The sequence below is a fragment of the Acinetobacter pragensis genome (assembly GCF_001605895.1).
Taxonomy (GTDB): domain Bacteria; phylum Pseudomonadota; class Gammaproteobacteria; order Pseudomonadales; family Moraxellaceae; genus Acinetobacter; species Acinetobacter pragensis.
Genome location: NZ_LUAW01000013.1, coordinates 48,086 through 75,081, shown reverse-complemented (window position 1 = coordinate 75,081; position 26,996 = coordinate 48,086). Strand labels below are relative to the sequence as shown.

General features: G+C 41.5%; 23 protein-coding genes. 14 read left to right on the top strand and 9 right to left on the bottom strand.

Annotated features, from left to right (window positions below):
* Positions 1–41 precede the first annotated feature (41 nt).
* The 4 genes from AZH43_RS04705 to AZH43_RS04690 all read left to right on the top strand — a co-directional run bounded on the left by AZH43_RS04705 (position 42) and on the right by AZH43_RS04690 (position 3,655).
* A complete protein-coding gene (locus AZH43_RS04705) occupies positions 42–1,040 on the top strand; it encodes a putative oxygenase MesX (RefSeq protein ID WP_067667116.1) in 999 nt (332 codons plus the stop codon).
* A 42-nt stretch (positions 1,041–1,082) separates the two neighbouring features.
* Complete coding sequence (locus AZH43_RS04700; RefSeq protein ID WP_067667114.1) at positions 1,083–2,114, top strand: methionine synthase; 1,032 nt, start codon at positions 1,083–1,085, stop codon at positions 2,112–2,114.
* A 207-nt stretch (positions 2,115–2,321) separates the two neighbouring features.
* A complete protein-coding gene (locus AZH43_RS04695; RefSeq protein ID WP_067667112.1) occupies positions 2,322–2,813 on the top strand; it encodes a flavin reductase in 492 nt (163 codons plus the stop codon).
* A gap of 41 nt (positions 2,814–2,854) precedes the next feature.
* On the top strand, positions 2,855–3,655 hold the full coding sequence (locus tag AZH43_RS04690; protein WP_067667110.1) for a sulfite exporter TauE/SafE family protein: 801 nt from the start codon (positions 2,855–2,857) through the stop codon (positions 3,653–3,655).
* A 175-nt stretch (positions 3,656–3,830) separates the two neighbouring features.
* Here the strand turns inward: AZH43_RS04690 and AZH43_RS04685 are convergent, their stop codons facing one another.
* The 5 genes from AZH43_RS04685 to AZH43_RS04665 all read right to left on the bottom strand — a co-directional run bounded on the left by AZH43_RS04685 (position 3,831) and on the right by AZH43_RS04665 (position 9,665).
* Positions 3,831–5,039 carry a hypothetical protein gene (locus AZH43_RS04685; protein WP_067667108.1) on the bottom strand — a complete coding sequence of 403 codons (1,209 nt, stop codon included), beginning with the start codon at positions 5,037–5,039 and terminating at the stop codon, positions 3,831–3,833.
* A 95-nt stretch (positions 5,040–5,134) separates the two neighbouring features.
* A complete protein-coding gene (locus tag AZH43_RS04680; protein ID WP_131796925.1) occupies positions 5,135–5,632 on the bottom strand; it encodes a hypothetical protein in 498 nt (165 codons plus the stop codon).
* Entirely contained in the window at positions 5,629–7,584 is a 1,956-nt protein-coding gene (locus AZH43_RS04675; RefSeq protein ID WP_067667104.1) for an acyl-CoA synthetase, read from the bottom strand. Before AZH43_RS04675 ends, AZH43_RS04680 begins: the two co-directional genes overlap by 4 nt.
* Positions 7,585–7,625: 41 nt before the next feature.
* The gene (locus tag AZH43_RS04670) at positions 7,626–8,585 is read right to left on the bottom strand and encodes a fumarylacetoacetate hydrolase family protein (protein ID WP_067667102.1); all 960 of its coding nucleotides are present in this window, start codon (positions 8,583–8,585) and stop codon (positions 7,626–7,628) included.
* Between the two features lie 12 nt (positions 8,586–8,597).
* Positions 8,598–9,665 carry a VOC family protein gene (locus AZH43_RS04665; RefSeq protein ID WP_067667100.1) on the bottom strand — a complete coding sequence of 356 codons (1,068 nt, stop codon included), beginning with the start codon at positions 9,663–9,665 and terminating at the stop codon, positions 8,598–8,600.
* 141 nt (positions 9,666–9,806) lie between these two features.
* On the opposite strand from AZH43_RS04665, the gene AZH43_RS04660 reads away from it, so the two are divergent.
* The gene (locus AZH43_RS04660; RefSeq protein ID WP_067667098.1) at positions 9,807–11,417 is read left to right on the top strand and encodes a bifunctional 3-(3-hydroxy-phenyl)propionate/3-hydroxycinnamic acid hydroxylase; all 1,611 of its coding nucleotides are present in this window, start codon (positions 9,807–9,809) and stop codon (positions 11,415–11,417) included.
* 27 nt (positions 11,418–11,444) lie between these two features.
* On the opposite strand, the gene AZH43_RS04655 is transcribed toward AZH43_RS04660, so the two are convergent.
* From AZH43_RS04655 to AZH43_RS04645, 3 genes are all read right to left on the bottom strand, one after another.
* On the bottom strand, positions 11,445–12,080 hold the full coding sequence (locus AZH43_RS04655) for a TetR/AcrR family transcriptional regulator (RefSeq protein WP_067667096.1): 636 nt from the start codon (positions 12,078–12,080) through the stop codon (positions 11,445–11,447).
* Positions 12,081–12,268: 188 nt separating this feature from the next.
* Positions 12,269–12,967, bottom strand: a complete 699-nt coding sequence (locus AZH43_RS04650; RefSeq protein WP_067667094.1) for a DUF1826 domain-containing protein — start codon at positions 12,965–12,967, stop codon at positions 12,269–12,271.
* Between the two features lie 251 nt (positions 12,968–13,218).
* Positions 13,219–14,028, bottom strand: a complete 810-nt coding sequence (locus tag AZH43_RS04645; protein WP_067667092.1) for a siderophore-interacting protein — start codon at positions 14,026–14,028, stop codon at positions 13,219–13,221.
* 229 nt (positions 14,029–14,257) lie between these two features.
* On the opposite strand from AZH43_RS04645, the gene AZH43_RS04640 reads away from it, so the two are divergent.
* Positions 14,258–15,580, top strand: a complete 1,323-nt coding sequence (locus tag AZH43_RS04640; protein WP_067667090.1) for a condensation domain-containing protein — start codon at positions 14,258–14,260, stop codon at positions 15,578–15,580.
* A 38-nt stretch (positions 15,581–15,618) separates the two neighbouring features.
* On the opposite strand, the gene AZH43_RS04635 is transcribed toward AZH43_RS04640, so the two are convergent.
* On the bottom strand, positions 15,619–16,392 hold the full coding sequence (locus tag AZH43_RS04635; RefSeq protein ID WP_067667088.1) for an SDR family oxidoreductase: 774 nt from the start codon (positions 16,390–16,392) through the stop codon (positions 15,619–15,621).
* 150 nt (positions 16,393–16,542) lie between these two features.
* Between AZH43_RS04635 and AZH43_RS04630 the strand changes: the two genes are divergently transcribed.
* The 8 genes from AZH43_RS04630 to AZH43_RS04595 all read left to right on the top strand — a co-directional run bounded on the left by AZH43_RS04630 (position 16,543) and on the right by AZH43_RS04595 (position 26,958).
* A complete protein-coding gene (locus AZH43_RS04630) occupies positions 16,543–17,769 on the top strand; it encodes an isochorismate synthase (protein ID WP_067667086.1) in 1,227 nt (408 codons plus the stop codon).
* 9 nt (positions 17,770–17,778) lie between these two features.
* Positions 17,779–19,446: a (2,3-dihydroxybenzoyl)adenylate synthase gene (locus AZH43_RS04625; protein WP_067667085.1), complete on the top strand. Its 1,668-nt coding sequence runs from the start codon at positions 17,779–17,781 to the stop codon at positions 19,444–19,446.
* A gap of 33 nt (positions 19,447–19,479) precedes the next feature.
* Positions 19,480–20,130 (top strand): isochorismatase family protein, encoded by a 651-nt coding sequence (locus AZH43_RS04620; protein WP_067667082.1) that lies wholly within the window; start codon positions 19,480–19,482, stop codon positions 20,128–20,130.
* Complete coding sequence (locus AZH43_RS04615) at positions 20,127–20,366, top strand: phosphopantetheine-binding protein (protein WP_067667080.1); 240 nt, start codon at positions 20,127–20,129, stop codon at positions 20,364–20,366. The genes AZH43_RS04620 and AZH43_RS04615 overlap by 4 nt, the downstream gene beginning before the upstream one ends.
* A gap of 117 nt (positions 20,367–20,483) precedes the next feature.
* Positions 20,484–21,650 (top strand): type III PLP-dependent enzyme, encoded by a 1,167-nt coding sequence (locus AZH43_RS04610; protein ID WP_067667078.1) that lies wholly within the window; start codon positions 20,484–20,486, stop codon positions 21,648–21,650.
* 247 nt (positions 21,651–21,897) lie between these two features.
* Positions 21,898–24,024 carry a TonB-dependent receptor gene (locus AZH43_RS04605; RefSeq protein ID WP_067667076.1) on the top strand — a complete coding sequence of 709 codons (2,127 nt, stop codon included), beginning with the start codon at positions 21,898–21,900 and terminating at the stop codon, positions 24,022–24,024.
* A 624-nt stretch (positions 24,025–24,648) separates the two neighbouring features.
* Positions 24,649–25,620 carry a GlxA family transcriptional regulator gene (locus tag AZH43_RS04600; protein WP_067667073.1) on the top strand — a complete coding sequence of 324 codons (972 nt, stop codon included), beginning with the start codon at positions 24,649–24,651 and terminating at the stop codon, positions 25,618–25,620.
* 99 nt (positions 25,621–25,719) lie between these two features.
* Positions 25,720–26,958: a M24 family metallopeptidase gene (locus AZH43_RS04595; RefSeq protein WP_067667071.1), complete on the top strand. Its 1,239-nt coding sequence runs from the start codon at positions 25,720–25,722 to the stop codon at positions 26,956–26,958.
* Positions 26,959–26,996 lie beyond the last annotated feature (38 nt).

The window sequence follows — 26,996 nt, the reverse complement described above, 5'->3', positions numbered from 1 at the left end:
AAATTTTGCTTTTATTTTAGAAATTAGGATAGCGGATTGCCATGAGTAAAGAATTTGCATGTTCAATTAAACGTATTCGTTTTGATGAAAACTATCAGCCGGCAGACAACACTCGCCTGACCACAAACTTTGCCAACTTAGCCCGTGGTGAACATCGTGAAGAGAACTTACGCAGAACTTTAGCGATGATCAATAACCGCTTTAACACGCTAGCGAGCTGCGATAATCCCAATGCCGACCGCTATTCAATTGAAATTGACATTATATCTGCGGAGCTTGATGTTGAAGGCAATGGTCAAACTTTTCCATTCATTGAAATGCTGAAAAGCACGATCACTGACCGCCTAACCAATGAACGAATTGAAGGGATGATCGGCAACAGTTTTTCTTCTTATGTCCGTGATTATGACTTTAGCGTTGTATTGCCCACATTGGGCTGTAAAACCAATGAAAAGCCAGAAGCCTTTGGTGACTTGCATGGCAAGCTATATCAGCATTTGGTCAATTCAGACGTATTTAAGGCAGAATTTAATAAACAGCCTGTGATTTGCCTCAGCGTTTCAACGTCAAAAACGTATTTCCGTACTGCGAATGTGCATCCTGTACTCGGTGTGGAATACAAAAATGATGAATATTCACGTACCGATGAATATTTTGCAAAAATGGGCTTAAGCGTTCGTTACTTCAAGCCAGAAAATGCGACTGCACCATTGGCATTTTATTCTGCAAATAACTTACTGAGTGACTATACGGATTTCGAATTAATCAGCGCCATCAGTACCATGGAAAGTTTCCAAAAGGTATATCGACCTGAAATTTACAATACCAATTCAGTTGCAGGCTTGATCTATAAACCAAGTTTGAACTATCAAGATTTCTCACTCACGCAAGTTGTGTATGACCGTGTGGAGCGTGGGCAATTGGCAGTGAAACAAGGTAAATGGACGGAAGACAATTTTATCAAGCCATACAAAGAAGTGCTTGAACAATGGGCTGCAAATTTCTTCATCGAGAAAGCACAGTCAAACAGCGCTGCTTGATTTACACCACAGATTAATGAATTAAAAGATAGAAGATTAGATATGGCGATTTTACTCCCAACCTCAACTGCAGGCAGCTTACCGAAACCGTCTTGGCTGGCAGAACCTGAAAAACTTTGGTCACCTTGGAAACTAGAAGGCGATGCGCTTATTGAAGCAAAGCAAGACGCACTGCGCCTATCTTTGCAAGAACAAGTGCATGCAGGCATTGATATTGTCAGTGATGGTGAACAAACCCGTCAGCATTTTGTGACAACATTTATTGAACATCTGGATGGCGTTGATTTTGAGAAACGTGAAACAGTACGGATCCGTAATCGTTATGATGCCAGCGTGCCGTCAGTCGTCGGCGCTGTTTCTCGCCAAAAGCCAGTGTTTGTAGAAGATGCTAAATTTCTACGCAGCCAAACCAATCAACCGATCAAATGGGCGCTGCCTGGCCCAATGACCATGATTGACACACTGTATGACGGTCACTATAAAAGCCGTGAAAAACTGGCTTGGGAATTTGCTAAAATTTTGAACCAAGAGGCGCGGGAGCTGGAAGCGGCGGGTGTCGATATCATCCAGTTTGATGAACCCGCATTTAACGTATTCTTTGATGAAGTGAACGACTGGGGTGTAGCGACTTTAGAGCGCGCGCTTGAAGGTCTGAAATGCGAAACTGCGGTGCATATTTGCTACGGTTATGGCATTAAAGCCAATACCGATTGGAAAAAGACTTTAGGCTCTGAATGGCGTCAATATGAAGAAGCCTTTCCGAAACTTCAGAAATCAAAAATTGATATCGTCTCGCTTGAATGCCAAAACTCACATGTGCCGATGGATTTGATTGAACTGATCCGCGGTAAAAAAGTCATGGTCGGTGCGATTGATGTGGCGACAAATACCGTTGAAACACCAGAAGAAGTCGCGAATACCTTGCGTAAAGCGCTTCAGTTTGTTGATGCCGACAAGCTGTATCCATCCACCAACTGCGGTATGGCGCCATTATCCCGTCAAGTGGCGCGCGGCAAGCTCAATGCCTTAAGTGCCGGTGCAGAGATCATTCGAAAAGAACTATCAAATGGCTAACTGTTGATTATGTGATGTGCATAAGTGGAGCTGTTTCGGTTGGCTTAAATTCGATTTGATATTCATTCACCGCACGCGGCACCTTAAGCACATTTAAGATCAATAGTTCGACTCAAAACTCATTCAGATGCTATGCCTGTGTAGCCAAATTACGCGGCATAGCGAAGTATCCAGAAAAAAGATACGGCGCAATTTAGGAACAAGGTGATGATTCAAGCAACAGACTTTAAAAATGCAATGTCTTTGTTAACAAGCGCGGTCAATGTTGTGACCACAGCAGGGGTATCTGGCCGCTATGGGTTCACAGCATCTGCTGTCTGCAGTGTTACAGACACGCCGCCGACATTATTGGTCTGCATGAATACAGCCTCTAGGTCACATGAACATTTTATTGAAAATAAAATTCTCACGGTGAATGTTTTAGGTGCCGATCATCAGCAAATTTCTAACGTCTTTGCATCTAAAATGAGTTCTGATGAGCGCTTTGAGTATGGGCGCTGGACAGTTTTAGAAACTGGCGCACCTGTTTTAGAGGATGCTTTGGTCAGTTTTGACTGTGAGATTGAACAAATACAAGAAGTCGGCACGCATAGCATTTTTCTGTGCCGTGTGGCGGCAATTCAGCAAAGTGAACAGGATCAAAGCTTGGTTTATTTTAACCGCGCTTATCATCAGGTCGGGCAAGTCGAAATTGCCTAAAGCAGTTTTTCAATTCATACTATTTTTTAAGTCAGTCTATTGTGGAATTAATCATTTTCTTAATCATCGGCGCATTCGCAGGTTTTGCCGCCGGACTTTTTGGCGTAGGCGGCGGCACGATCATTGTGCCACTGCTGTATGTTGTGTTCACCCAAATGGGCTACAGTCCGGATGTCATTATGCATTTGGCGCTGGGTACTTCTTTAGCGACCATTGTTGTTACATCCATCAGTTCCTTTATGGCGCACCAAAAAAATGGCGCAGTGTTATGGCCGGTTTTTAAAAATCTTGCACCGGGGATGGCATTGGGCTGTTTTGCCGGTGCCGGCATTGCTGGGCTGCTGTCAGGAGTGCACCTTCAAATCATGATTGGTGTGTTTTTGATGTGGGTGGCTTATACCATGTTCATGGGGGCAAAGAAGGTGGTGGACAGCAATAAAGCTCTGCCTTCAACATCTAAGCAATTAGGCGCTGGGGCGGGAATAGGCATAGCTTCTGCGCTTTTTGGCATTGGCGGCGGCAGTATCACTGTGCCTTATCTCAATCATTATGGGGTCGTGATGCAAAAAGCGGTCGGCACATCTGCTGCATGCGGTTTACCCATTGCTATTGCGGGCGCGCTAGGCTTTATGCTGTTCGGTGCTCAAGAGCATATTCGAATTGCAAACAGCATTGGCTATGTGCATATATATGCATTTATCGGCATTAGCACGATGAGCTTCTTGACTGCAAAAATTGGCGCGAAAACGGCGCATGCCTTATCACCGCAAATGCTGAAAAAATGTTTTTCGATCTTGCTGTTTAGCGTAGGATGTTTTTTCCTTTTCAAGGGAATGCGTTGAGATAAATGCAGTTGATTCCCTATGATGAAAGTACATTTAATGCGGGCTATTTATTGCTTTAACTTACTTTTGTTCTGATTCACTTTGTGAATTTCAGGCATGTGGAAGTTCAACCAGTATTTGTGGAGAATGAAGTTATTCATCCATCGATGAATAACTTCATGCCGCTTTATAATTAGAATTTATAGCCGATTTTCAGCAGATAGCCCAAAGCTGTATTATCGCTATAGTCTGCAACTTTTGCATTTTCAGCATTACCGGGGAGCGCGTAGGCGGCTGAATGTCCTGTGGCATCTTCAAGCCAAAAATATCGCAGCCCCGCCTGAATAAAATAGTCAGCTGCTGGGTTAAATCTTAAGCCGACACCCGCCGACCAATAACCGCCAATAGGGCCAAACACCGAAGTTGGATCACCTGCACCGCTGTCCCAGCCAGCACTCATTACGCCAGACCATTGATCATTGATTTTTTTGGCTAAACCTAAGTCTGCAGAAATTTGATCTTTATTATAGTCAGCCAAAATTAAGCCATTTGGATAGCCCGTTGCAATTTCGGTAACCTTGTTAAAGGCATAGGGCTTAATTTCAAATTTTTTCCAGTTTACCCAGCGCGTATTTAAAAAAACCAGCATTGTTGGCGTAATTCCGCTTTGCAAATCTAAATTTATCGACTGCGGTGTAGTGATATTGGTCAGGCCTGTACCAATCATTGGAACAAGCGCGCTCAATGGCATGGCAAAACTTTCATCTGCTGTCAAAGAGTGTTTGATTTCCGAGCGGTAAGTCACTGCCGCTTTTAGCGCAATTTCTGGAATTTGGTAGGCCATACCCGCAAGCCATCCAATCTCGCTATTTTCTTTAACATTTAATTGATAGCCGCTGATGGCTTCAAATGCTAAACCATTCAGCTTTACATTGCCTTTAATGGTTTCATAAACTGGCGCTGCATAAAAATTCCAATTTTCATTGGGTTGATAGCCAAATAAAAATGAAAGATTTTGTGTATCCACGTTGGCAGATGCAAGCCCTGAATCAGTTGAAAAGGTGTGATTCGGCAATGCTTTATAAGCTGTATCTGCACCAAAAGGCTGGTCGTAAATAAGGCCGAAAGAAAATTGAGGCGTCATCTGCAGCTTGATAGCTGCATTATAAAACGTGCTGCTATTGGTCAGATTGCCTGTCGAAGAATCTGTACTGGGTGTCATAAATTGCGGGCGTGCTTGACCCGAAATATCGGCCTCTACTGCAGCAATAGAGGCTTCAAAATAGTTCCCATCTTCTAAAAATGCAGCTATTGATTGACCGGTACGGTCTAAAGCAGCAGCGTGAACCTGTGAGCAGGCAGCCGTTAGAATTGCCAAGCTTAATGCAGACTGTATTTTCATGTTTTACTCTCTTTTTCCTTGAGGGGGTGTTTCTTCTTTTGCAGCAGGTTTTTACTTGATTATTGTTTTGTTAAGTATTTGATATTTGTATTTTATTATGCAGTTTGTGCGATCAATTCTTGTTGAATGATATCCATTTCAATGGCATGAAACTTTCGAATTTCTGTTTCAGCGAATCTTGCCAGCGCTTTATGTATAAGCGGCATACCAATATCCAGTTTCCAATCTTGCCGGACTTGAATGGCGTTATGCGCTTCGCTGAGAAAAGTTTGATAGCTTAGAATGCCCGTCAGATTTGACTTTAATGTTGAAGAAGCACTCAGTGTCTGGAAGTCCCAATAATCGTGACGCCGCAGCCGAAAAGCATCTTTTAATAATTTTCGGATGAGCTCCGGCATTTCAAGGTCTAGGTTGTATTCACGCTCTAAATAGTAGCGATCACCTGCCAGCTCAGAACGTTGGATATCGAGCGCAGTCCCAGGTATTTTTTGGCAAATCTGTTCATGAAATTCGACGGTTTGGAACAGCTGTTTCGCTTTGTCGCTATCAATATGATTCAGCGTTGATTTAATTGTAAAAAAATAATCCATCATGTATTTCCGATTTGAATTTCTGCAGTGAAAGGGAACTGGCCAAGGGTTTGAAGGGCAGCCTGCTGAGTCTCCATATCTTTGACATGCAGGTGAATGACAATGCCTTTGCTTTTGTCTTCGATGATTGAAAAGTTTTGAAAAGCAATATTCGCCTGTTCAAGAGACTGGCTTAATGAAATTTGAATCTGTTGATGCTTTAGCGGCACTTTAAAAATTTTCCCAATTGGCGTAAGCGGGATTTCATCAATAATTTCAATGAACTTAGGAACTGCAGCACGCTCATGAATATGCTGTTCTGCAAAAGAGATCAATTCATCTTTGGAAAGCGTTTGGTTTGCTTTGAGCTGGACATACAGCACGGGCAATTCACCTGCATAAGCATCTGGACGGCCGACCGCAGCAGCCAGCTCAACGGCAGGGTGCTTCAACATAGGTTCTTCTATGGTTAACGGGTCAATATTATGGCCGCCGCGAATAATCAGTTCTTTTTTCCGGCCAGTAAGATAGAAATAGCCTTGCGCATTTTGATAACCCAAATCACCGGTATTAAACCAAGACGTGTCGTTATCAATATTCAGCCATATCTTCCGGTTCTGCTCAGAAATTAAATAGCCTGCAAACACATTAGGTCCGGAAATGGCAATTGCGCCAATTTCATTATTTTCAGCATCTCTTAAATATTGCCCCTGATCATCCAAGATAACCGCTTTCATTTTCTGCAGAGGAATGCGGATTCCAATAGACCCGTGAATTGGTTCAGCAAAAGGCGGATTGACACTGCTGACACAGGTGCCTTCAGTTAAGCCATAGCCTTCAAGTATTCTTAAACCTGTCAAATTTTGAAAATTTTTCATAATTTCTGACGGTAACGGTGCGGCGCCGCATAGCCCATATTCCAGTGAGTTAATTTTTGCATCAGCGACCGGAACTTGAAGCAAGGAGGCATAAAGCGTTGGCACACCGCTAAAATAATTAATTTTGTAATGTTCAACAATTTTCCAAAAAATTTGGATAATGCCTTCACCGCGGTAACCTTGTGCTGTGCCTAGGACGACATGTGACCCTTTGGAAAAAGGAATCAATCCGGTCACCAACACCGCATTCACATGAAATAGCGGCAGACCGCAGAAAATGGTTTTATTGGCTGAAAAGTCATCGCCATAAAATTGTGCAACGCTCCAAGCGCTGGATGTTTCATTGGCATGTGTACGCTTAGCAACTTTTGGCAATCCCGTTGTGCCGCCTGTACAGAAAAATGAGGAATAATCATTTGATGAAAATATCCGCTGACTGTTGAGCTGATTTTTTGCAAAACCTTGCACAGACGCATGATAGTCATGCAGCGAAATATGGCAGGGAATGGCGCCTGCAATGCCTTTTAAGCCATGCAGTTGAGTGATTTTTTTCTTCTGCAGCAGGCTGGCGGCTATTTTTTTTGGATACGGCATATGGCGGGCTGGATTGACTAAAACCAGATGCTTGAGAAAAGATAGGCGAGGCAGAATAGTGTGAACTTTTTCCCATAAATCGGTATCGGGAAAAGGAGCAAGTGTGACTAATATTTCGGCCTGAACAGCATTTAGGATGTCTGCCATGGCATCCGCTTCAAGCAAGGGATTAATGGCAGCAATAATACCTGTGGCCTGACCGCCCCAAATCACAAAATGCGTTTCGGGCAGGTTCGGCAAAATATAGGCAATCACAGTATCTTTGCTTGCGCCCAAAGCATGAAAAAAATTAGCGCATTGATGAATTTGCTCAAGCAGCTCGCGGTAACAATAGACGCTCGGATTTTTAAACCGGCTGCTTTCTAAAAAAAAGGAAAGTGCCGGGCTTTTCGGGTTAATTTGGGCGCCGTGCCGAATTAATGCATAAGTATTGGAGGGAAAATCCTTTGGCATTCCTTGCAGCTCTATCCGCTCTACATCTGCTAATGATGAGATTCCGTTCATGTTCTATTCTCTAAATTGAGTGTTTTTATTGCATCTTTCAACTATTCTGCGCTGATCATATGTCGCTGAATGCCTAAATTAATTTTGCCGTCGGCACTTTGAATGCTGGATTCAATAACATCACCGACTTTTAAGTATTGGCTGCGCTTTGCCTGTCCTTTCTTAAACAGCGCCCAGCGCTTTTCTTCAGGCATTAAATATGCCGCCTTGACCAGCAATGGAGATGGCAAGCCTAAAGCGCATCCCGATGGTGTTCCGGTCAGCAAGACATCGCCAACATTAAAATCGGTCACTTGGGAGTATTCAGTTAATGTTTCAGCGGGTTTAAACACCATATTGGCGGTAGAGTCTTGCTGCCGGATTTGTCCGTTCACTTTCAGGCATAGGTTTAAGCTGTCTAAATAATGAATATCTTCGGGCGCAAACAGGCAAAGTACTGGGCCAAGCGGGCAGAATGTGCGGTAACTTTTTCCTTTATAAAACTGGGTTTCAGGGATTTGTACATCACGCGCTGAAATGTCATTGCCGATGCAAACCCCTGCAATATATTCATGAAGATTATTCTGATTGACCTGTACAGACGACGTCGTTTTTTTCCCAATCACGAGCGTCAACTCAATTTCATAATCTAAAAGCTGCACGTGCTTAGGTTTAATAATTTGGCCCGTGGGATCGGTAATAGACGCGACCGATTTGGTAAAAAACATATTGAATTTTTTAGCATCAGGATTCATGCCCGAATCAATCATATGCTGGCGGTAATTCGCGCCTTGGCACATTACTTGAGACGGTGCGGTGATCGGGCTGAGCAATTCAACATCTTTTACTGAATGATTCACCGCACTGTTTTTTGCATCTTGCGCCAGTTTGGCATAGCCATACTCAATGAGTTCTGCCGTGGTTGAAAACGCAGTTGGTAATTCAGCAATATTGTCTTGGGACAAAATTCCCCAAGCCATTGAAGCATCTTTTTTTCTGTAATGAACAATAGAAACAGCCATGCGGTTTTCCTTTTACATGAATATTTTTGCGAGGGTGTAGACTTTTTTTAATGTTAAATCAGGCGTATTTTTCAGATGCTTAACTGTTTCGCTCAGATGGGTAAACGTTAAATGCGGTTTGGTAAAACTGGCCGGCATCAAAGGCCCCCATTGAGCCATTGCTTTTTTACTGATGGGATGAATGCCTGTTTCCACTGATGCATCAAACAGATCGCCATCACAATAATGCTCGTGTTTTTGCCCCCAAGGATTATTCCAATAATCAAAGATCTGGCTGCCTAAAATATGCCTCCCCATACCCCAAGCATGATTCCAGCCCTTATCCCGCAGTACCCGCTGCCCCATGCCGATGGCATCTGTATCAACAACTTCATAGGCGCTGTGGCTATAAGTCGAAAACACGCCTTGCGCAAGCGCCAAAGTATGATGATCGGCCGGCACATCCTTTAAGTTCAAACGCAGAAATGCAACACCCGGTGAGCCATCTGCAAAAACCTGAACATCACTGGCAATCAAGCCAAAATTGTTTTGATACCACTTGAAGGTCTGTTCAAAATTAGCAGCTTCCAAAACAACATGGCCAAGACGCAGAATTTCAGCTGGCACTATGGGAGGGCGCTGCGTTTGGTTAATCCTGTCTGCTTGCAAATCCAGATTCATAGCAAGCGCAGGACGGTAAGGCAAGGCGTCTAAAAATTGCTGGCCATAAATTGCCGTTACTGTAAATCCAGCCGGATCAGTCAGTTCTACATATTGTCCAGCATTTGGCTTTGATGAATTCTGGACAGCTGTTGCATTGGGCAAATTGGATAAATTTTGGAGTTCATTTTCAGAAGAAACTTCTAAAGCGAAACCAAGAAATTTTGCTTGAGGAGCTAGGCTTAAGTGATAGCAATAGGTAGAAGCGCCTTTCGCGCGAAAGAAAATTTCCCGTTCATTCTGCTCTAAAACAGTAAGTCCGAAGTCCAATAGAAATTGTTTTGCCAATTCAAGATCTGGGCTGGAAAAGTTCAAATAGGCAAGCCGGATGGCCCGCGCTGTCGGCTGTTCATTTCTCTCTTTGAGATACGCATAATTCATTTTTTAATTCATCTTATTTTCCGTTATTCCAAATAAAATAAATCAATATTGAGATTAATGTCAATATTGATTTATTCCTCAGTATGATTTAGATTCCGCAAAGATCAATAAAAACCGTTTGGATAACCAAGTAGGATAAAAATGGACAAAATACAAAAAAATCAGCATCAGGATGGTGCTGCAATCCAAGCAGATGTAGTTATTGTCGGCTATGGTCCAGTTGGAGCAGCACTTGCTGTTTATTTGGGAAAATTAGGTGTTTCTACTGTAGTCGTCGAAAAAAATTCAGACATTTTACCCATGCCTCGAGCAATTGCCTTAGATAATGAAGCGCTAAGGGTGCTGCAGAACATTGGATTATCTGACGATAGTTTTGAGAAAATTACGATTAATCATGTTCGAATGTATTGTCCATTTTTGGGAAAATTTGGCGAGCTCAATACTTCGGGAAAAATTGATGAGTTGCCGAAATTAGTTACGTTTTATCAGCCTGACTTAGAGAAGGCATTGCGCAACAAGGCCAGTTCCAGTTCAGATGTACACGTTTTATTGAACACTGAATTTATATCGTTTGATGAACAGCCGGATGCGATTCATGTTGCCATTCGAAACCCTGCAGGGGTAAACCAGACGATTCATGCGCAATACCTTGTCGGTGCAGATGGTGCCAGTTCAAAAATCCGGTCATCTATCGGTTTCGATTTTCGGGGAGCATCTTACTGTGAAGATTGGCTGATTGTGGATGCTAAAAACAGACAAGGAAAATCGATTGACCACGTTGAGTTTATTTGTGATCCGAAACGACCGACACCGCATATGCCTGCGCCGGGCGGACGGGAACGCTGGGAGTTTATGCTGCATGCCAATGAAACCCGTGAAGAAATGGAAAATCCTGAAAAAATTCAGGCGCTTTTGCAGCCATGGATGAGTGGTCAGGATATCGAAATTGAACGTCAAGCGGTTTACCGTTTTCATGCCCGGTGCTGTGAGCGTTTTCAAAAAGGACGTGTTTTTCTCGTCGGGGATGCCGCGCATATTACTCCGCCTTTTGTTGGCCAAGGCTTAGTTGCAGGGCTTAGGGATATTGCAAATTTAGGGTGGAAGCTGAAATTTGCCCTCAAGGCTGAAAATGCCAAGGAAATATTAGACAGCTATGATGCAGAACGGCGCCCGCATGCTGCAAAAATGATTCAATTAGCGAAGGGCATGGGGCTGATGGTCATGCCAAAAAACAAAATTAAAGCCATTGCAGTGCATGGTTTAATCAAATCACTGAGTAAATTTCCACTCACGAAGCACTATCTGACCGAACTAAAAGTTAAACCGCAAATCCGCTACAAAAACGGTTTTTTTCAGCCTAAAAAAGGATACTGGAATAGCACTAAAACCAATTTTGAAGTAGGTAAGCAAGCTGATCAAATTCTATTAAAAAATTCTAAAAATCAAATTTTTAAAAGTGATGACTGCTGGGGAGATTCATTTATTCTATTAGGCATTGATGTTGATCCGGCAACGCTTTTGAATGAAGGACTTCAACATCAGTGGAAGGTGCTGGGCGGAAAAATATTAACAGTGAGTACGCGCTTGAATCATCAGAATTTGAATGGTTTTATGGATATTGAACAAAAATGGGCCGCTAAAAAAAATAGCCCGTATCTGGTGATTTTGCGTCCTGACGGCATTGCTTATAATATTTTTGAGATATCTGAGATGACGCGTTCTTTAGCTTTATGCATCAATCAATTGGCTTAAATACAGGCGCTAAGTGTTTTGCATTCATTAAGCAGGTAAGGGAAGCTGTGCAATAATTGCCGCTTGATCGGGCGCAGCGCCTAATCCGGTCAGCACCATTTCTGTTAAAACAATATCATGATCTTTAATGGAATTGCCCTCTGTAATGGAAATGAGAGCTCCAATGGTTGCGGACATAATGAAGGTGACAGCGATATGACTGTTTTTAAAATGCACTGATCCTTCTTTTTTTGCCAGTTCAAGGTCATTTAAAATATTATTGGCAACCGTCGTACGCATCCGGTCGTCCAAATGAATCACATTGATCAGGGCTTTGGCCCAATCCTGATCTTGAAGCGCTTTGTTCATGAACATACGAATACCGATTGCGACGCGCTGAATACCTGAGTGAATGTTTATGCTCGCATGGGTAACTGCATGAGAAAAATCATTTGCCAACGCAATGCCAACAGCTTCCAGCACTTCTTCTCTAGTTTTAAAATAGTTATAAATGGTTCCATTCGAGACATGCGCTTTTTCGGCTAAATCCTGCAATGTCAATGCATTGACACCTATTTCGGCATAAATTGAAAGCGCCGTATCTATGAGCAGCTGCTTCGTGCGCGCTTTTTTTTTGTGACCGCGAGAAAGTGATTCTTCTGGCTGTGATTGCAAATTCGGCATGTAAATCTGAGTAAATGTAATAAGGCTCTAAGCATAGCTTTATCACTGCAGGACAATCAACATTTTAAGTGAATCTCTACGTGTCAGCCTGAGGGAAGCCGAGCAAATACATCCAGATATGCACGTGTTTATTTCTCAAAACAGCAAAATTTCATAGGATTAATCCAGCGCATATATCTAATCACTATTTAGCAAATCAACAGCAGCCTATACTCACCATCATTTTCTACAGGTGCTCGATGCACACATGGAGCAACTTGCTGTGTGGGATGATCTACAGCCAAGCGCCAAAGGTGGCCTATACCTAAATTAAGCGGCTGGGCATTTGGTATGGGCTGATAGTGCAGATCAAAGAAATATTCTTCTAAGAACGCTTCAAATTCAGCTTCTGGGCCTTCATGCAATTCTTGGAGTTTTTCTCGAATTTGGGGAATTAAAATTTTTTGCTTAACTTGATCATTAGGCAAGATGTCGCTTGCAGCGCCGTGATAGGTGCATAAAAAAGTATCGGTTGCTATGGGGGAGCGGTCGACATGAAATGAATAGACATCGGTTGAAATAAAATCGAGCTCATCATCACGTTCATAGCATTTCAGCAAGTTTAGCGAAGGAGAAGCGCCAAAATCTGCAAGCAATTGCATATCCTGCAAAATAATATCTCTTGCGAGCTGGCCTTGCTTTGAGAGCCGCAGTGCCAAAAGTTCATCTGCTGTAATTTCGGTAATATTGTCTTCTAATTGCAGTTGGGCCACAATTTCCTGAAAATCGCCCACTAAATTTCGCTGCCAGCAAAGTGCATTCATTTCGCCATAAAAATTAGAACTTACCAGCTCGGAAAAACTCGAAACCACACCAAATTGCTTGTTGTCAGAAAAACAGGGGCTCATAGCAAAATTAGATAATAGAAAATGCCATGCATAATATCATGCGGCCTTAAATATGAAGTCTAAAGTTTTAAGCCTATCTAGATTCATCGTTTAAGATAAACATATGTATTGGAGAAAATATTAATTCTGCCTCATTACAAATTCAGTCACCAGCACTGTAATTACACTGCTAAGAACAACAATAAAAATGACTTCTTGTTTTAAATTCACTAAAAAATCCTTAAAAACTCTTTTTTAATAAAGGAACCTGATTAAGCTTCGCTGTCTATGACAAGGTGGCGTTCTTGATGATAAGACTCTTCTGTATGTCCTTTTTTCCAGTAAGGTACTGCGTACAAATGTGTCTTTGCGACTTTATAAGTATGTTTGAATGCTTTTAATAAAGAGACAACACGTGAATTTTCACCTGCAAGGCTGACAGAAATATTCTGCTGACTCCAATCGAGTTGCGTCAAAGATGCATGAATTTTTTCTTCAGGCTTCGGGGCTTGAATGAGCCAATGGATGGTTACAGCAAGAGGATGTGCTAATTGAATACAATCAGAGTCATGTTCAACTTCAATCCACACTTCACCTTGTGCAGTCGCTGGAAGAAGTTCTAAAGATGCCGCAATCATCGGCAGGGCAGAAAGATCACCAATAAAAACCCAATAATCAGCAGCTGGATTGAATCGAGCACGTCCACCTGGCCCAGCCAACCCAATTACTTGGCCTTTTTCAGCATTAATCGCCCAATTGGCTGCTGCGCCGTAATCTGCATGGCGTACAAAGTCGACCACCAGTAACTGCTCATTTTCTAAAAAATCACGAAGGGTGTATGTCCGTGTAATGGGTTTTTTGCCATCTGGCCAAATCACTTTGCCTTGTTCATTGCGGTAAGGCAGTAAGGGCTTTAAGTCAGCTTGGTCTGCAAAAAACAATTTAATGTGCGCACCGTTTTGATCTTTCGGGAAATCTGAAAAATCCTCACATGAGAAATAGACCCGCTGCAGATGCGGAGACAATTGTTCTGATGCATGTACACAAATGTAACGTGGGGGAGTTATAGAGGGGGAAGTCATATTTCCTGCTTCTTTACATTCAAGTGTCAAATGACGGGGAGTTTGCGATGAATGAACCGCAACATCATGTGGCACTAATGTAATGTAAATGAATATTGTTTGCAAATGATAATCATTATATTTAATATTCGAAAGCTGACTTCATGTCAGTCAGACAACACACGCCTATAAATACATTTCAAATTTTTATACTTTTTTTATAAAAATGGTTGGATCAACGGTAGTACACATGCAAACAACGGATACTCTGGCTCCTTTAACCCGTGCTCAACACAGTATGTGGAAAGGGCATCATCATCATGGCAGTTACCCATTTCATACCGCAGAATGGCTGGTCATTGAAGGGCCGCTCAACCGAGAATTATTTCATCAAGCCATAGAGCTGACATTAAAAGAGGCGAAAGCATTGCATTGGCGCGCCCTTGAAAAAGATGGAAAGGTGTATCGTGTCGATGATGTCGCTTTGCGTCCGCCGCAATTTTCCGATTTGTCACATTTAGATGAACAAGCTATTTTAGATTGGGCCGATCTAGCCGTAGAACCGCCCTTTGATTTAAGTGTAGGTCATTTATACGATTATACTTTTGCGCATTTAGATGAACAAAAATACGGTTTGTTCTTTAGAGCACATCATGTTGCTCTAGATGGCTATGCTTATGGTTTGATGATCAATCGTTTTTTAGATTATTACCAATCCTTAAAAAATGACTCAGAATTAAAAAATAAGTCTTTTGATCATTTTGAGAAATTTTTAGCGGATGAACAGCGCTATTTAGCTTCTCCTAAAGCCGAAAAAGATCTGCAATTTTGGAGAGATAACTTTTCAAACGAACTTGCGCCGAAAAAACGGTTAAAACGCAAATTAAAACAGCCTTTTTATCAAGGCCCGCGCTATGAAGATGTCATTGATTGGGATACCCAGCAAGAAATGAATGCTTTGGCTGCGGAGCTAAAATTACCAAGTGCAATGGTAGTGATGGCTGTCATGATGAGTTATTTGGTGAAACAGTCAGGTGATCATCAGCAATGCTTTGGCGTTCCATTTATGTCACGCTTGGGCACAGCAGCCATGCGTACGCCATGTTTGGTGATGAATATTCTACCGTTGCGTCTGGCTGGAACAGGACAAGAAAATCTTAAAGAAACTGTACAGCTTTTGGCACAGCGCTTTAATCAAATTCGCCCGCATCAAAACAGCTATTTTGAACAAATGCGGTTTGAGCTTGAAGGATTCGACCCTTTAGAGAATATTCTATTTGGCCCAATTGTGAATTGGATTCCATATCCATTGCCGGAACAATTTGAAGGCTGTCGACTCACCAAAACTACAATTTCCGCAGGGCCAATTGAAGATTTTGATATTGCCATCACCAATAAATTTGTTGATGGTGTAGAGCGCTTATACCTTGCAGTTGATGGCCATAAGGAACTCTACAATGTTGAATCCTTAGGTGAATATTGGCATGACTTTATGCGTATGCTGTGCTTATGGATACAACATCCTGAGTTAAAAGCAAATCAATTAGAAATACAAAAGAAACTGCCAGACTAAATTTAGAAAATTCAATCTGGCAGTTTTAGCACACTCGGTTAAACGCCGAGTGTTGCGCCTCCATCTACCACCAGTTCATGCATGGTAATTTGTTTAGCTTGATCGGAAAGCAAGAATAAGATGGCATTTGCGACATCTTCAGGCTCAGCGATTTTTCTAAGTGGAATACCATTACGGTACTGTTCAAGATTGCCTTCAACGATACCTGCTGGCGGCTGATCATCAGTCCAAAGTTGTTTTTGCATTTGGGTGAGCGTTGAACCAGGTAGAACTAAATTACAGCGAATGCCATGCGGTGCAAGTTCTAGTGCTAGGTTTTTAAAATAGTGGCTGACGGTGGCTTTCGTTGTCGCATATAGGCCCATGTTCATACGTGGAATAAGCGCAGCATTAGAGCTGATACTGACAATGGCTCCTTCTTTATGCGGAATCATTTGCTGAGCAACCCATTGGGAGAGCAGAGCAGGCCCCATAAAGTTCACTGCTAAATTATGTTGCCACTGCGCTTCAGTGGTCTCCAGCAGGCTTCCCATTTCTAAAATACCAGCTGCATTGACCAGACCTATGATCGGCTGTTCTGCCCAAGGTGATTGTTGGATCTTTGTAATAAGTGAATTTGTTTGAGCAATGTCATGGGAGATGGCATAAAAATTTTGTTGTTCTGAAGTATTTAACTGTTGAATGACTTCCCATTTTTGAGAGTCAGGCTGTAAATCTATACCAATGATTTGATGATTTAACTGAAGTAGTTTTTTTACCACCACTGCGCCAATCCCGCGTGCGGCACCGGTCACAATAAATACTGTGGACATTTAAGCATCCTTTAATCTATTAACAAGAAGTAACAATTATCATTACTATATGAGAATAATAATCATTATAGTTGTTGCGTTCAACCACTTTAGTCAGATGACTGCAGAACTGAACCTTTAAAAACATAATTGAAAGATGTGAGAGCAAATATGTTGCCAGCAGAACCATCAGTATTTAAAAATATGATTGGAATAACCAAGGAAGACTTAATTGAAGCGGATGTTGCAGGTTTTGTATTTGCAACACCTACGGGGACAATCTCGAGTAAAAAATTAATCGAAACAATTCAATTTAAACGTGACACTGCATTAAATTTTGCTGAGCAGCAGCAAGCTTGGCTGAAACATGCGAATCAGCAATTGCAACAAAAAATTCAAGTGACGGGGAATGCTGAACTGATTTTGGTCGGCAGCTTACCTTTCGATAATCGTGATCTTCCAGAAATGTCGATTGCCGAAGCAAAAAACACCTATGTGACTGAAGGATTAGATTTAACAGAGCCTCTTGAACGACTCTCACAAGTTCAAGCAACCCTTATCCCACCTCAAGCGGGCTATGTTGATGGCGTAGCGAAACTCGTTGAGTTAATGAAAACCACGGAGCTTGAAAAAGCTGTTTTAGCACGTGCAATTGATTTACACAGTGAACAAAAACTTCAGATTGAAGAATTGTTTTATCAATTATTTAAAACCAATCCAGAAGGCTATACCTTTGCTTTCGCGCAAGATCCAAAAGAGCTCGGCTGGTTCATGGGGGCAAGTCCAGAGCTATTGGTGGCTAAGCAAAATCAATTTGTATTTAGCAATCCTGTTGCAGGCACATTGGCACGCCGCGCAGATGTCGCAGAGGATCAAGAACAAGCGCAACGTCTGCTTGCATCTGCTAAAGATCAACATGAACATGCCGTGGTGATTGAGGCAATTGCAGATCAATTATCGCCACTTTGCGAAACTTTAAGCATCCCCAAATCACCGTCATTGATTAAGACCAGTACGGTATGGCATTTGGCAACACCTATTCAAGGCACGCTAAAAGACCCAGACATGCATGTCTTCGATTTAGCATCAATTTTGCATCCAACCCCAGCGGTATGCGGCCAACCTGCGGCTTTGGCGCGTCAATTGATTTCAGAATTAGAACCATTTAAACGCAATTTATTTGCTGGAACCATGGGCTGGACTGATGCCCGCGGTAACGGCGCATGGGCGGTCAATGTACGCTGCGGACGTATTTTTGAACATTCAGCACGGTTATATGCAGGTGCAGGGATTGTCGAAGCATCACAGCCGACCAACGAATTGCATGAAACCATTGCGAAGTTTAAGACCATGCTGAATGCATTGGGCTTAGATGCCGATCAACTGACATATCAATAAGGCATTGTCATGATCAAACAAGAATCACATGTACAGCATCTATGGGATGGCATTGTGCAATATCCACCTGAGTTTGTAGAAAAATATATTGCAAAGGGATATTGGGTAGGACAAACCATCAGTGAGTTTTTTATTGAGTGTGCTGAAAAATATAGCCAAAACACCGCACTGATTTGCGGTGAACGGAAGTTTAGCTATGCACAGCTGCAGCAACGTATTGATGAATTTGCAGTCTATTTAAGCAGACAAGGCTATCAAGTGGGGGATGCAGTTGTCATACAGCTCCCGAACATCGCTGAGTTTTTTATTGCTTACTTTGGCGCACTTCGTATCGGTATGCGTCCAATCATGAGTTTGCCTGCGCATCGTCATAGCGAAGTCAGTCATTTTATTGGTCAGACCCAGGCAAAACTCTATATTTGCGCAGATAAGTTTATGGGTTTCGACTACCGAACATTAGCCCATGAATGTTTGAAACGCTGTGAAAGTTTGCATCAGATCCTGGTTGTGGGAAATGCAGACGAGTCTGATACACGTTTTGATGTATGGCCTGATACCACCAAGTTTCAGCAACAATGTGTTGTGCCTCCACAATTAACTGCGCGTCATGTGGCATTTTTCCAACTTTCTGGTGGCAGTACAGGGACACCTAAACTGATCCCGCGTACACATGATGATTATTTGTATAGTGTTCGCGCCAGTGCAGATATTTGTGAACTGAATGAACACACTAAAATGCTCATGGTTCTGCCAGTTGCACATAACTTCAGTATGAGTTCGGCGGGTTCACTCGGACTGTTCTATACAGGTGGAACATTGGTTTTATCTCAAGATCCTTCTGCATCAGCATGTTTTGCATTCATCAAAAAATATGGAATTTCGCATGTCGCATTAGTACCAGCGCTAGCAGCATCTTGGGCTGAAGCAGTACAAAAAGGGCAGGAAAACATTTTTGCTCGCTTAGAAGTATTGCAAGTGGGCGGCGCTCGCTTAGCGGATGCTTTAGCACGTCAACTGATTGAACAATATGACTGCCGTCTACAGCAAGTATTTGGCATGGCTGAAGGCTTAGTCAATTACACCCGCTATGAAGATGACATTGAGCAGATTATCTCGACACAAGGCAGCCGTATCAGTGCCGATGATGAAATTAAAGTCGTAGATGATGAAGATCGGGAATTGCCAATCGGTGAAATCGGGCATTTACTCACACGCGGACCATATACCATTCGCGGTTATTACAATGTGCCTGAACATAACCGAAACGCATTTACCCTTGATGGCTTCTACCGTACAGGTGATTTAGTCCGAATCAATGCCGAAGGCAACATTATTGTAGAAGGCCGCAGCAAGGATCAAATTAATCGCGGCGGTGAAAAAATTGCCACGGAAGAAGTAGAGCAAGTGCTGAACCAGCATCCGCAAGTGATTCAATCCGCACTCGTGTCTATGCCTGACTCCATGCTGGGTGAAAAAAGCTGCGCTTATATTCAATGGCGAATGGCAGAGCAAGACCCTAGTCCAACGCGTTTGACCATGCAGCTGCGCCAATATGTCCAACAGTACGGTTTAGCGACTTATAAAATTCCTGATCGAATCGAATTTGTTGAAGACATGCCTTATACCGCTTTGGGCAAAATAGATAAAAAAGCATTAAGACAACGTTTAGTTGCATAACACACTTTATAAAATATAGAGATAGGTAAAACCATGGCTATTCCACGTATCGCAAGTTATCCAATGCCTCAAGTGCAGACTTTCCCAAACAATAAAGTGAATTGGACACTTGACCCAAACCGCGCCGTACTTTTAGTGCATGACTTACAGCAATACTTTTTAGATTTTTATGATCAAACCCAAGCGCCAATTCCAGAATTGGTTAAACATTGCCGTCAATTGCTGGATCAATGCCATAAGATGGGCATTCCAGTGTATTACACAGCACAACCGGGGGATCAAAGTACAGAACATCGACAATTGCTGACTGATTTTTGGGGCGAAGGTTTGGCTGCCGATCCAAAGATTGTGCAAATCATTCCAAGTCTTCAGCCTAAAGAACAAGATACGGTTTTAACCAAATGGCGTTATAGCGCATTTAAGAAAAGTGATTTTGAACAGCGTATTAAAGATGCTGGACGTGATCAGCTGATCATTTGCGGTGTCTATGCACATATTGGCTGTTTACTCACTGCTGCTGAAGCTTTCATGCTGGATATGCAGGCATTCTTGGTGGGTGATGCATTGGCCGATTTTAGTTTAGAAGAACATGAAATGGCATTGAAATATGCCACTGGCCGCTGTGCCAAAGTTGTTGATACTGCAATTGTTCTGAATGAACTGCAAACGGAGATTGTACGATGAGTCATACAGCTTTGACTTTAGATGGGCTTCGTCAAACCATTGCAAATCAGCTTGGCATTGATGCCAGTGAAATTCAAAACGATGACAATTTATTTATGCTTGGTTTAGATTCTGTCAGCCTAATGACTTTAGTCGGTCAATGGCGTGAGCAGGGTATCAGTGTTGAATTTCAGGACTTGGTGGAAGAACCAACCTTGGAAGATTGGCAGCTACGTTTAAAGCTCAGTCCAGTCTAACTTAGACATACCAAAAGCAACTAACCTTAGGATTAGTTGCTTATTCAGGCCCTAGCCAATTTCAATAGCCACAGGCCATTTTCGTTAACAGCAATTCATAACGCGAGTGGATCTTCCATGCAGTTAGACAATTATTACTCATCTCAGCAATGGCAAAAAATTCAAGACTTTGCTGCGCATAAACCAAGCCCATTTTTAGTGGTAGATTTAGACCGCGTTGAATTTAAATATCAGGAACTTCAGCAAAGTTTCCCCATGGCCAATATTTTCTATGCAGTGAAGGCAAATCCAAGCACTGAAATTATTTATCGCTTAGACAAATTGGGTTCAAGTTTTGATATTGCATCGGTATATGAACTTGATCGTGTCCTTGAATGTGGTATTGCGCCTGAACGAATTTCTTTTGGCAATACCATTAAAAAAGCAGCCGATTTGAAATATGCCTATGACAAAGGTGTACGCTTATTTGTCACCGATGCGCTGGCAGATTTAGAGCAAATTGCACAATATGCACCCAACTCACGTGTATTTGTACGCGTGTTAGTGGAGTCCGGCGCAACTTCAGACTGGCCGTTATCGCGTAAGTTCGGCTGTGACACTCAAATGGCGATTGATTTAATGGTCAAAGCGAAGCAGCTGGGACTTCAGCCTTATGGCGTATCATTCCATGTCGGAAGCCAGCAAAATGATGTGACCGTTTGGCGAACTGCATTAAATGTTGCTAAAGAAGTCTTTGAGACCCTAGATCAGCAACATAATATCCAGTTAGAACTGATCAATGCCGGCGGTGGTTTTCCTGCACAGTACTTGGCAGAGATTGACAGCATTCAAGAATATGCACAGCGCATTCAATATTATATTAATGAAAACTTTAAGCAAAAAATTACGCTGTTTTTAGAGCCTGGCCGCTCTTTGGTGGGGGATGCAGGGGTGATTGTGTCTGAAATTGTGCTGATAGCCAATAAATCTGAACAAGATGATAAACGCTGGGTTTATACAGATGTTGGCGTTTTTAATGGCCTGATCGAAACCTTGGGGGAAATGATTAAATACCCGATTTATACACCCAAAATGCAAAATAATGCGCCGAAATCGAATGTCGTTTTGGCCGGGCCAACCTGTGACTCGACGGATATTATGTATGAAAAAATACCGTATCCTTTGCCGCAAGACCTTGAGATGGGTGACCGTTTGTATTGGCTGAGTACCGGGGCATACACGACCTCATATGCATCGGTTGAGTTCAATGGTTATCCGCCATTAAAAACTTTTTATTTAGACTGATTTTTAAGCCCTGATCTGAAGTTTTCTGATCGGGGCTTTGTAGGCTCGAAAAATTTTATCCCATGCTAAGCGTTATGCACTTGGTGATGAAGCCTAATTTTTCCCAGAATTATCCTGTTAACACATTTTAAAACATACAAATAAAAACAAATAGTAATTATTTTCAATTAATAATGGTAATGATTATCATTTATTGTGTATGATACCCGACCATTAGAAAAGCATTTTTTAATGAAGGGAAATTACTTTGAAAAGAACGATTTTATTTTTATCTTTAGCGGCATCTCCATTCTTTGCAATGGCTGAAGACGCCGTATCATTGCCAACGATTGTGGTCAAAGCTGACTCGCAAGAAACAGATGTCACAGGAAAATTAAAAAAGAAAGCAACCCTGAATATTTTAGGGGAAAAAGATGTGCTGGATACACCTTTTACGATTCGAAATTATAGTGATGAAGCGATTCAAGATGCGCATGCTCAATCAATAATGGACGTACTCAAAATTGATCCGAGTATTCGGACGACAACAAATACAGGCCATTTAAATGAAAACTTTAATCTGCGTGGATTTGCTGTTACTTGGGAAGACTATAATTTAAATGGTGCTTATGGCATGGCACCTACAGGACGTGTGACCACCGATATTTTAAGTTCTGTCACTGTTTTAAAAGGTCCAAATGCTTTGGTTGCAGGCATGGCGCCTAGCGGCGGTGTGGGCGGTGTGATTATTGCCAACACGAAGCGAGCCGATAAAGAGCTGACCCGAGTTACTGCTAATTTTGAAGATGAAGGCTACTATAAATCTGGTTTTGACGTTGCACGCCGTTTTGGTGAAAACCAAGAATTTGGTGCGCGCCTAAGCGCTAATTATGGGCAGGGCGAACATATTGTTGATGGCTTAGAAGATGAAAATACTTCAGCGGTTTTGGCTTTAGATTGGACGACAGATAAAGCCAAAATTAATCTTGATGCCTATGCAACCAAAGATAAGCGTGATGGCGGCTCGCCAGCGATGGTTTCATTTGCACAATTGGGTAAAGTGCTTGATGCGCCAGATGGCAAGAGCAATTTCTTCCCGAATTTACATGGTGAGCAATCTGCGAAATATATTGGCCTGTCGGGTGAATATAAACTGCTTGATAACTTGAAAGTGATTGCTGGTGCCGGGGCTGTTGAACAAGAGTACCAAGGTCATCTTTTTGGTACGCGAATGATTGTGACCAATGATGCAGGCGATGCAAATTCACAGTATTATCACGTTAAGCTGAAGCAAAATAACACTGCAGCTAATTTAGGCTTAGAAGGTGCATTTAATACAGGTTCAATTGAGCATAAAGTTGGCTTGCGTGCAGATTACCTAAATATTCAAACTAAAAAGCATCAAGGGCAAGGCTCACCTGCGAGTACCTTCCAAACGAATTTGTATAATCCAGGCCATGATCCATCAATTACGATGCCTTTAAATGCACCTGAGATGTATAAACAAGCAGACAATGACTTCATCAGTTATTCATTAACTGACCAAATTTCTATGCTGGATAATAAGCTGCAATTCATTCTAGGCGCAAGATTCCAGGATATGGAGATCAAGAATCCATTGACCGGTGTGGAATATAGCGAAAATAAAGTCTCACCAAGTGTAGGCATTGTCGTTAAGCCATGGGGAGAAGATTTATCTCTATACGCAAGTTATGTCGAAGGTTTATCGCAAGGTAGTACTGTAAATGTTGAAACGGATGTGAATTATGGTAAAACCTTTGCACCTTTCCAAACCAAGCAATATGAAGTTGGCGCCAAATATCAGCATGGTTCATGGTTGCATACTTTAGCCGCTTATCAAATTGAGAAACCAAGTACAATTACTGAACAATTTGTTGTGGCTGATATCAATAATAAAAAACAAATCACGACTGATGGGGGGGAGACAAAGTCTAAAGGTATTGAGTATGGATTCTCAGGCAATGTCATTGATGATGTAATTGTTTGGGGGAACTTAGCGTATATCGATGTGACCTATGAGAAAAACACGACTGCAAATATTGTAGGGAATACTGTTGAAGGCCAACCAGAATTCACGGCTGGCCTAGGGGTTGAATACAAACTCCCATATGTAGATGGCCTAAGTTTCAATGCGCGCGGTACTTATGTAGATAGCCAATATCTGAATAATACCAATACACTAGAACTCCCAGACTATACTTTGCTTGATGTCGGTGCAAAATACACGACCAATATTGGCGGTGTGGATACAACATTCCGTGCCAATGTGGACAACGTCACAGATGAAAAATATTGGGCTGGCGTATTTAACAGCGGGTTTACAACTTTAGGTTCAGGCCGTACCTATAAACTCGGAGTAAGCTTTGATTTCTAAGCTTTAAGAATATTTTATGCTTAAGAAGTTATAACCGTAAGATGCGAGATACATACCCATGAGTGGACAAGTATCTCGCATTTTTCTATATAAAAAGGTCGTTTTAACCAAGGCAGATGATCTGTCCATGAAGCGATTTTCTGGAGAATATACTGCAACAATTACAGGATTCAGATTTAGACAACGACGAAGAAATCACAAAATTAAAATTATTGTTCGTCAGGCTTGATCATCACATAGCGCGCCAGATTTCGGCATAACGTATATTATGTTCATTAGGATGCTTCATTAGAGAGATGAATTATTCCGCTAAAGTTGTGCCGGCAAACTATGCAATTCAGGTTGCAATTTCTAATATCAGAATTGTCTTATGTTCATCTAAAATTTAATTCATAACATAATCTGTAGAATATAATATTAGTAACAATAATTTATCTACAAAAGCCAAATCATCTTTTAATTTTTTTAATAAAATTTATCAAAATGGCAGATATGCATAGAACAAAGTAAGAGAGTTGGTCTAAAAGATAAAGCATAGCTAGAAACCACGAAGTCTTTCAATTGTATTTGCATTAAGTTGGCTCGCAATTTGCTTTTACTTTTAAAAACTAACTTACAAATTTTATGACAAATACCCCGATTCAAGCTAAGCGTTTAGGTTTTCTGCTTATTGATGGCTTTTCAATGATTGCATTTTCAAATGCCGTTGAAGTGTTCAGAATGGCTAATTATGTGGAAAAACATGATCTTTACCAATGGAATATTACGGGAGTAGACGGTCACCACACTTGTGCCAGTAATGGTTTGCAAATACAGCATACTTGCCAAATACAACATTTGCTTGAAATGGATATTGTATTTGTCTGCGGCGGTTTTCAATTATTTAAGCAGAATGGTCAAAAACTGAAATTATTTCTAAATCGGCTAAATCATGCTCAAATTGCTCTTGGCGGAATTTGTACAGGAGCTTATGTATTAGCTAGTTCAGGTTTGTTAAACGGTTATCAAGCCAGTTTACATTGGGAAAATACTTTAACCGCTCAAGAAGAATTTCCAAAAGTTAATTTTAATCAACATATTTTTACTTTAGATCGTGACCGATTTACCTGTTCGGGAGGGCTCGCGTCTATAGATATGTGTTCGCTATTGGTTGAACAGCATCATAGTGCTGCATTATCAAAAAAAATATGTGAACAGTTTATTGTGCATCATTTACGCGAAAAAACAGAAATTCAGCATCAACCGATTCCGCAGAAGAGAACGGGCATCCAAAAAACTGTAAAAGAAGCTATTCGATTGATGGAAAATAATATTAATGAACCATTAAGCATTGTTGAAATATGTCAGCTAATTCAGAGCCAATCGCGTACTTTAGAGCGCTTATTTCAAGCGCATTTTTGCTGTTCACCGAAAGAATATTATTTAAAACTGCGCTTGATACATGCACAAAATTTATTAAAACAGTCATCCATGAATTTATCTAACATTGCTTTAGCATGTGGTTTTGCAAGTGCATCTAGTTTTAATAAAGCGTATAAAAACCAGTTTGATTATTCCCCTAAAAACGAACGTAATATTTTGGAGTTTGCATATTGAATTGTCGGATTTTGACAATTATTTATCGAATTTTGAAAAAAGTATAAGTTATAAAATGCATAAGCTGTATTCATAACGTTATCCCAAAAGGTCAAAGTCATGAATACACAGATTCAATTTTTAAAAGATACATTACCTTCATTATTAACCATAGAAAATGGTGAGAAAGTTCAATCGACATTCTCCAAACAGGAGTATGAAGAACGTCATACTAAACTTCGCCAAATGATGGCAGAACAACAAGTTGACGCTGTTTTATTCAGTTCAAATCATAACGTAAATTATTATGTAGATTTTTTATATTGTTCTTTCGGTCGTTTTTTTGGTGTAGTTGTAACTGATCAAAAAGTCGTAAGTATTTCTGCCAATATTGATGGCGGTCAGCCATGGCGCCGCACTGTTGGTGACTATAATTTAGTCTATACCGACTGGCAACGCGATAATTATTTCCGCGCAGTTGCACAGGAAATTCCTAATACAGGCCGTGTAGGTATTGAATATGATCATTTACCTATTGAGCGCTTAAATAAACTAAAAGCCTTTTTACCTAATGTTGAGTTTGTTGATATTAGCGCAGCATGTATGAAACTGCGCATGGTGAAATCTTTTGAAGAAATTGCACACATCAAGCAGGGAGCTGCGGTATGTGATATCGGTGGTTTTGCTTTAACTGCAGCTGTGAAAGAAAACGTACATGAACATGAAGTTGCTTTGGCTGCAACCCAAGCTATGGTGCGTGAAATTGCAAAACGCTACCCGCATTCAGAGTTGATGGATACTTGGACGTGGTTTCAATCAGGTATCAATACCGATGGTGCGCATAATCCAGTGACAACCCGTCAAGTGCAAAAAGGAGACATTTTAAGCTTGAACTGTTTTTCTATGATAGCTGGTTATTATACTGCATTGGAACGTACCCAGTTCTTTGATCACTGTGATGATGCTTCTTTGAAAATTTGGCAAGCCAATGTCAAAGTGCATGAAGCTGGCTTAAAACTGATTCAACCTGGTATTCGCTGTAGTGATATTGCGAATGAGTTAAATGAAATTTATCGCGAAGAAGGCCTTCTGGAATACCGTACATTTGGATATGGGCACTCTTTTGGTGTGCTTTCACATTACTATGGGCGTGAGGCAGGCTTAGAATTACGTGAAGATATTGACACAATAATTGAACCGGGCATGGTTATTTCGATGGAACCAATGCTGATGCTGCCACAAGGCATGGCTGGAGCAGGTGGATATCGTGAACACGATATTCTAGTCGTCACAGAGTCGGGCACTGAAAATATTACAAAATTCCCATATGGTCCAGAACATAACATTATTCAAGCATAAAACCATGAGGCATCACGATTTGTGATGCCTCTTTTATG

Coding starts and splice junctions, on each gene's coding strand:
- AZH43_RS04705 (WP_067667116.1), top strand. CDS start 42: ATGAGTAAAGAATTTGCATGTTCAATTAAACGTATTCGTTTTGATGAA.
- AZH43_RS04700 (WP_067667114.1), top strand. CDS start 1,083: ATGGCGATTTTACTCCCAACCTCAACTGCAGGCAGCTTACCGAAACCG.
- AZH43_RS04695 (WP_067667112.1), top strand. CDS start 2,322: ATGATTCAAGCAACAGACTTTAAAAATGCAATGTCTTTGTTAACAAGC.
- AZH43_RS04685 (WP_067667108.1), bottom strand. CDS start 5,039: ATGAAAATACAGTCTGCATTAAGCTTGGCAATTCTAACGGCTGCCTGC.
- AZH43_RS04680 (WP_131796925.1), bottom strand. CDS start 5,632: ATGATGGATTATTTTTTTACAATTAAATCAACGCTGAATCATATTGAT.
- AZH43_RS04675 (WP_067667104.1), bottom strand. CDS start 7,584: ATGAACGGAATCTCATCATTAGCAGATGTAGAGCGGATAGAGCTGCAA.
- AZH43_RS04670 (WP_067667102.1), bottom strand. CDS start 8,585: ATGGCTGTTTCTATTGTTCATTACAGAAAAAAAGATGCTTCAATGGCT.
- AZH43_RS04665 (WP_067667100.1), bottom strand. CDS start 9,665: ATGAATTATGCGTATCTCAAAGAGAGAAATGAACAGCCGACAGCGCGG.
- AZH43_RS04660 (WP_067667098.1), top strand. CDS start 9,807: ATGGACAAAATACAAAAAAATCAGCATCAGGATGGTGCTGCAATCCAA.
- AZH43_RS04655 (WP_067667096.1), bottom strand. CDS start 12,080: ATGCCGAATTTGCAATCACAGCCAGAAGAATCACTTTCTCGCGGTCAC.
- AZH43_RS04650 (WP_067667094.1), bottom strand. CDS start 12,967: ATGAGCCCCTGTTTTTCTGACAACAAGCAATTTGGTGTGGTTTCGAGT.
- AZH43_RS04645 (WP_067667092.1), bottom strand. CDS start 14,028: ATGACTTCCCCCTCTATAACTCCCCCACGTTACATTTGTGTACATGCA.
- AZH43_RS04640 (WP_067667090.1), top strand. CDS start 14,258: ATGCAAACAACGGATACTCTGGCTCCTTTAACCCGTGCTCAACACAGT.
- AZH43_RS04635 (WP_067667088.1), bottom strand. CDS start 16,392: ATGTCCACAGTATTTATTGTGACCGGTGCCGCACGCGGGATTGGCGCA.
- AZH43_RS04630 (WP_067667086.1), top strand. CDS start 16,543: ATGTTGCCAGCAGAACCATCAGTATTTAAAAATATGATTGGAATAACC.
- AZH43_RS04625 (WP_067667085.1), top strand. CDS start 17,779: ATGATCAAACAAGAATCACATGTACAGCATCTATGGGATGGCATTGTG.
- AZH43_RS04620 (WP_067667082.1), top strand. CDS start 19,480: ATGGCTATTCCACGTATCGCAAGTTATCCAATGCCTCAAGTGCAGACT.
- AZH43_RS04615 (WP_067667080.1), top strand. CDS start 20,127: ATGAGTCATACAGCTTTGACTTTAGATGGGCTTCGTCAAACCATTGCA.
- AZH43_RS04610 (WP_067667078.1), top strand. CDS start 20,484: ATGCAGTTAGACAATTATTACTCATCTCAGCAATGGCAAAAAATTCAA.
- AZH43_RS04600 (WP_067667073.1), top strand. CDS start 24,649: ATGACAAATACCCCGATTCAAGCTAAGCGTTTAGGTTTTCTGCTTATT.
- AZH43_RS04595 (WP_067667071.1), top strand. CDS start 25,720: ATGAATACACAGATTCAATTTTTAAAAGATACATTACCTTCATTATTA.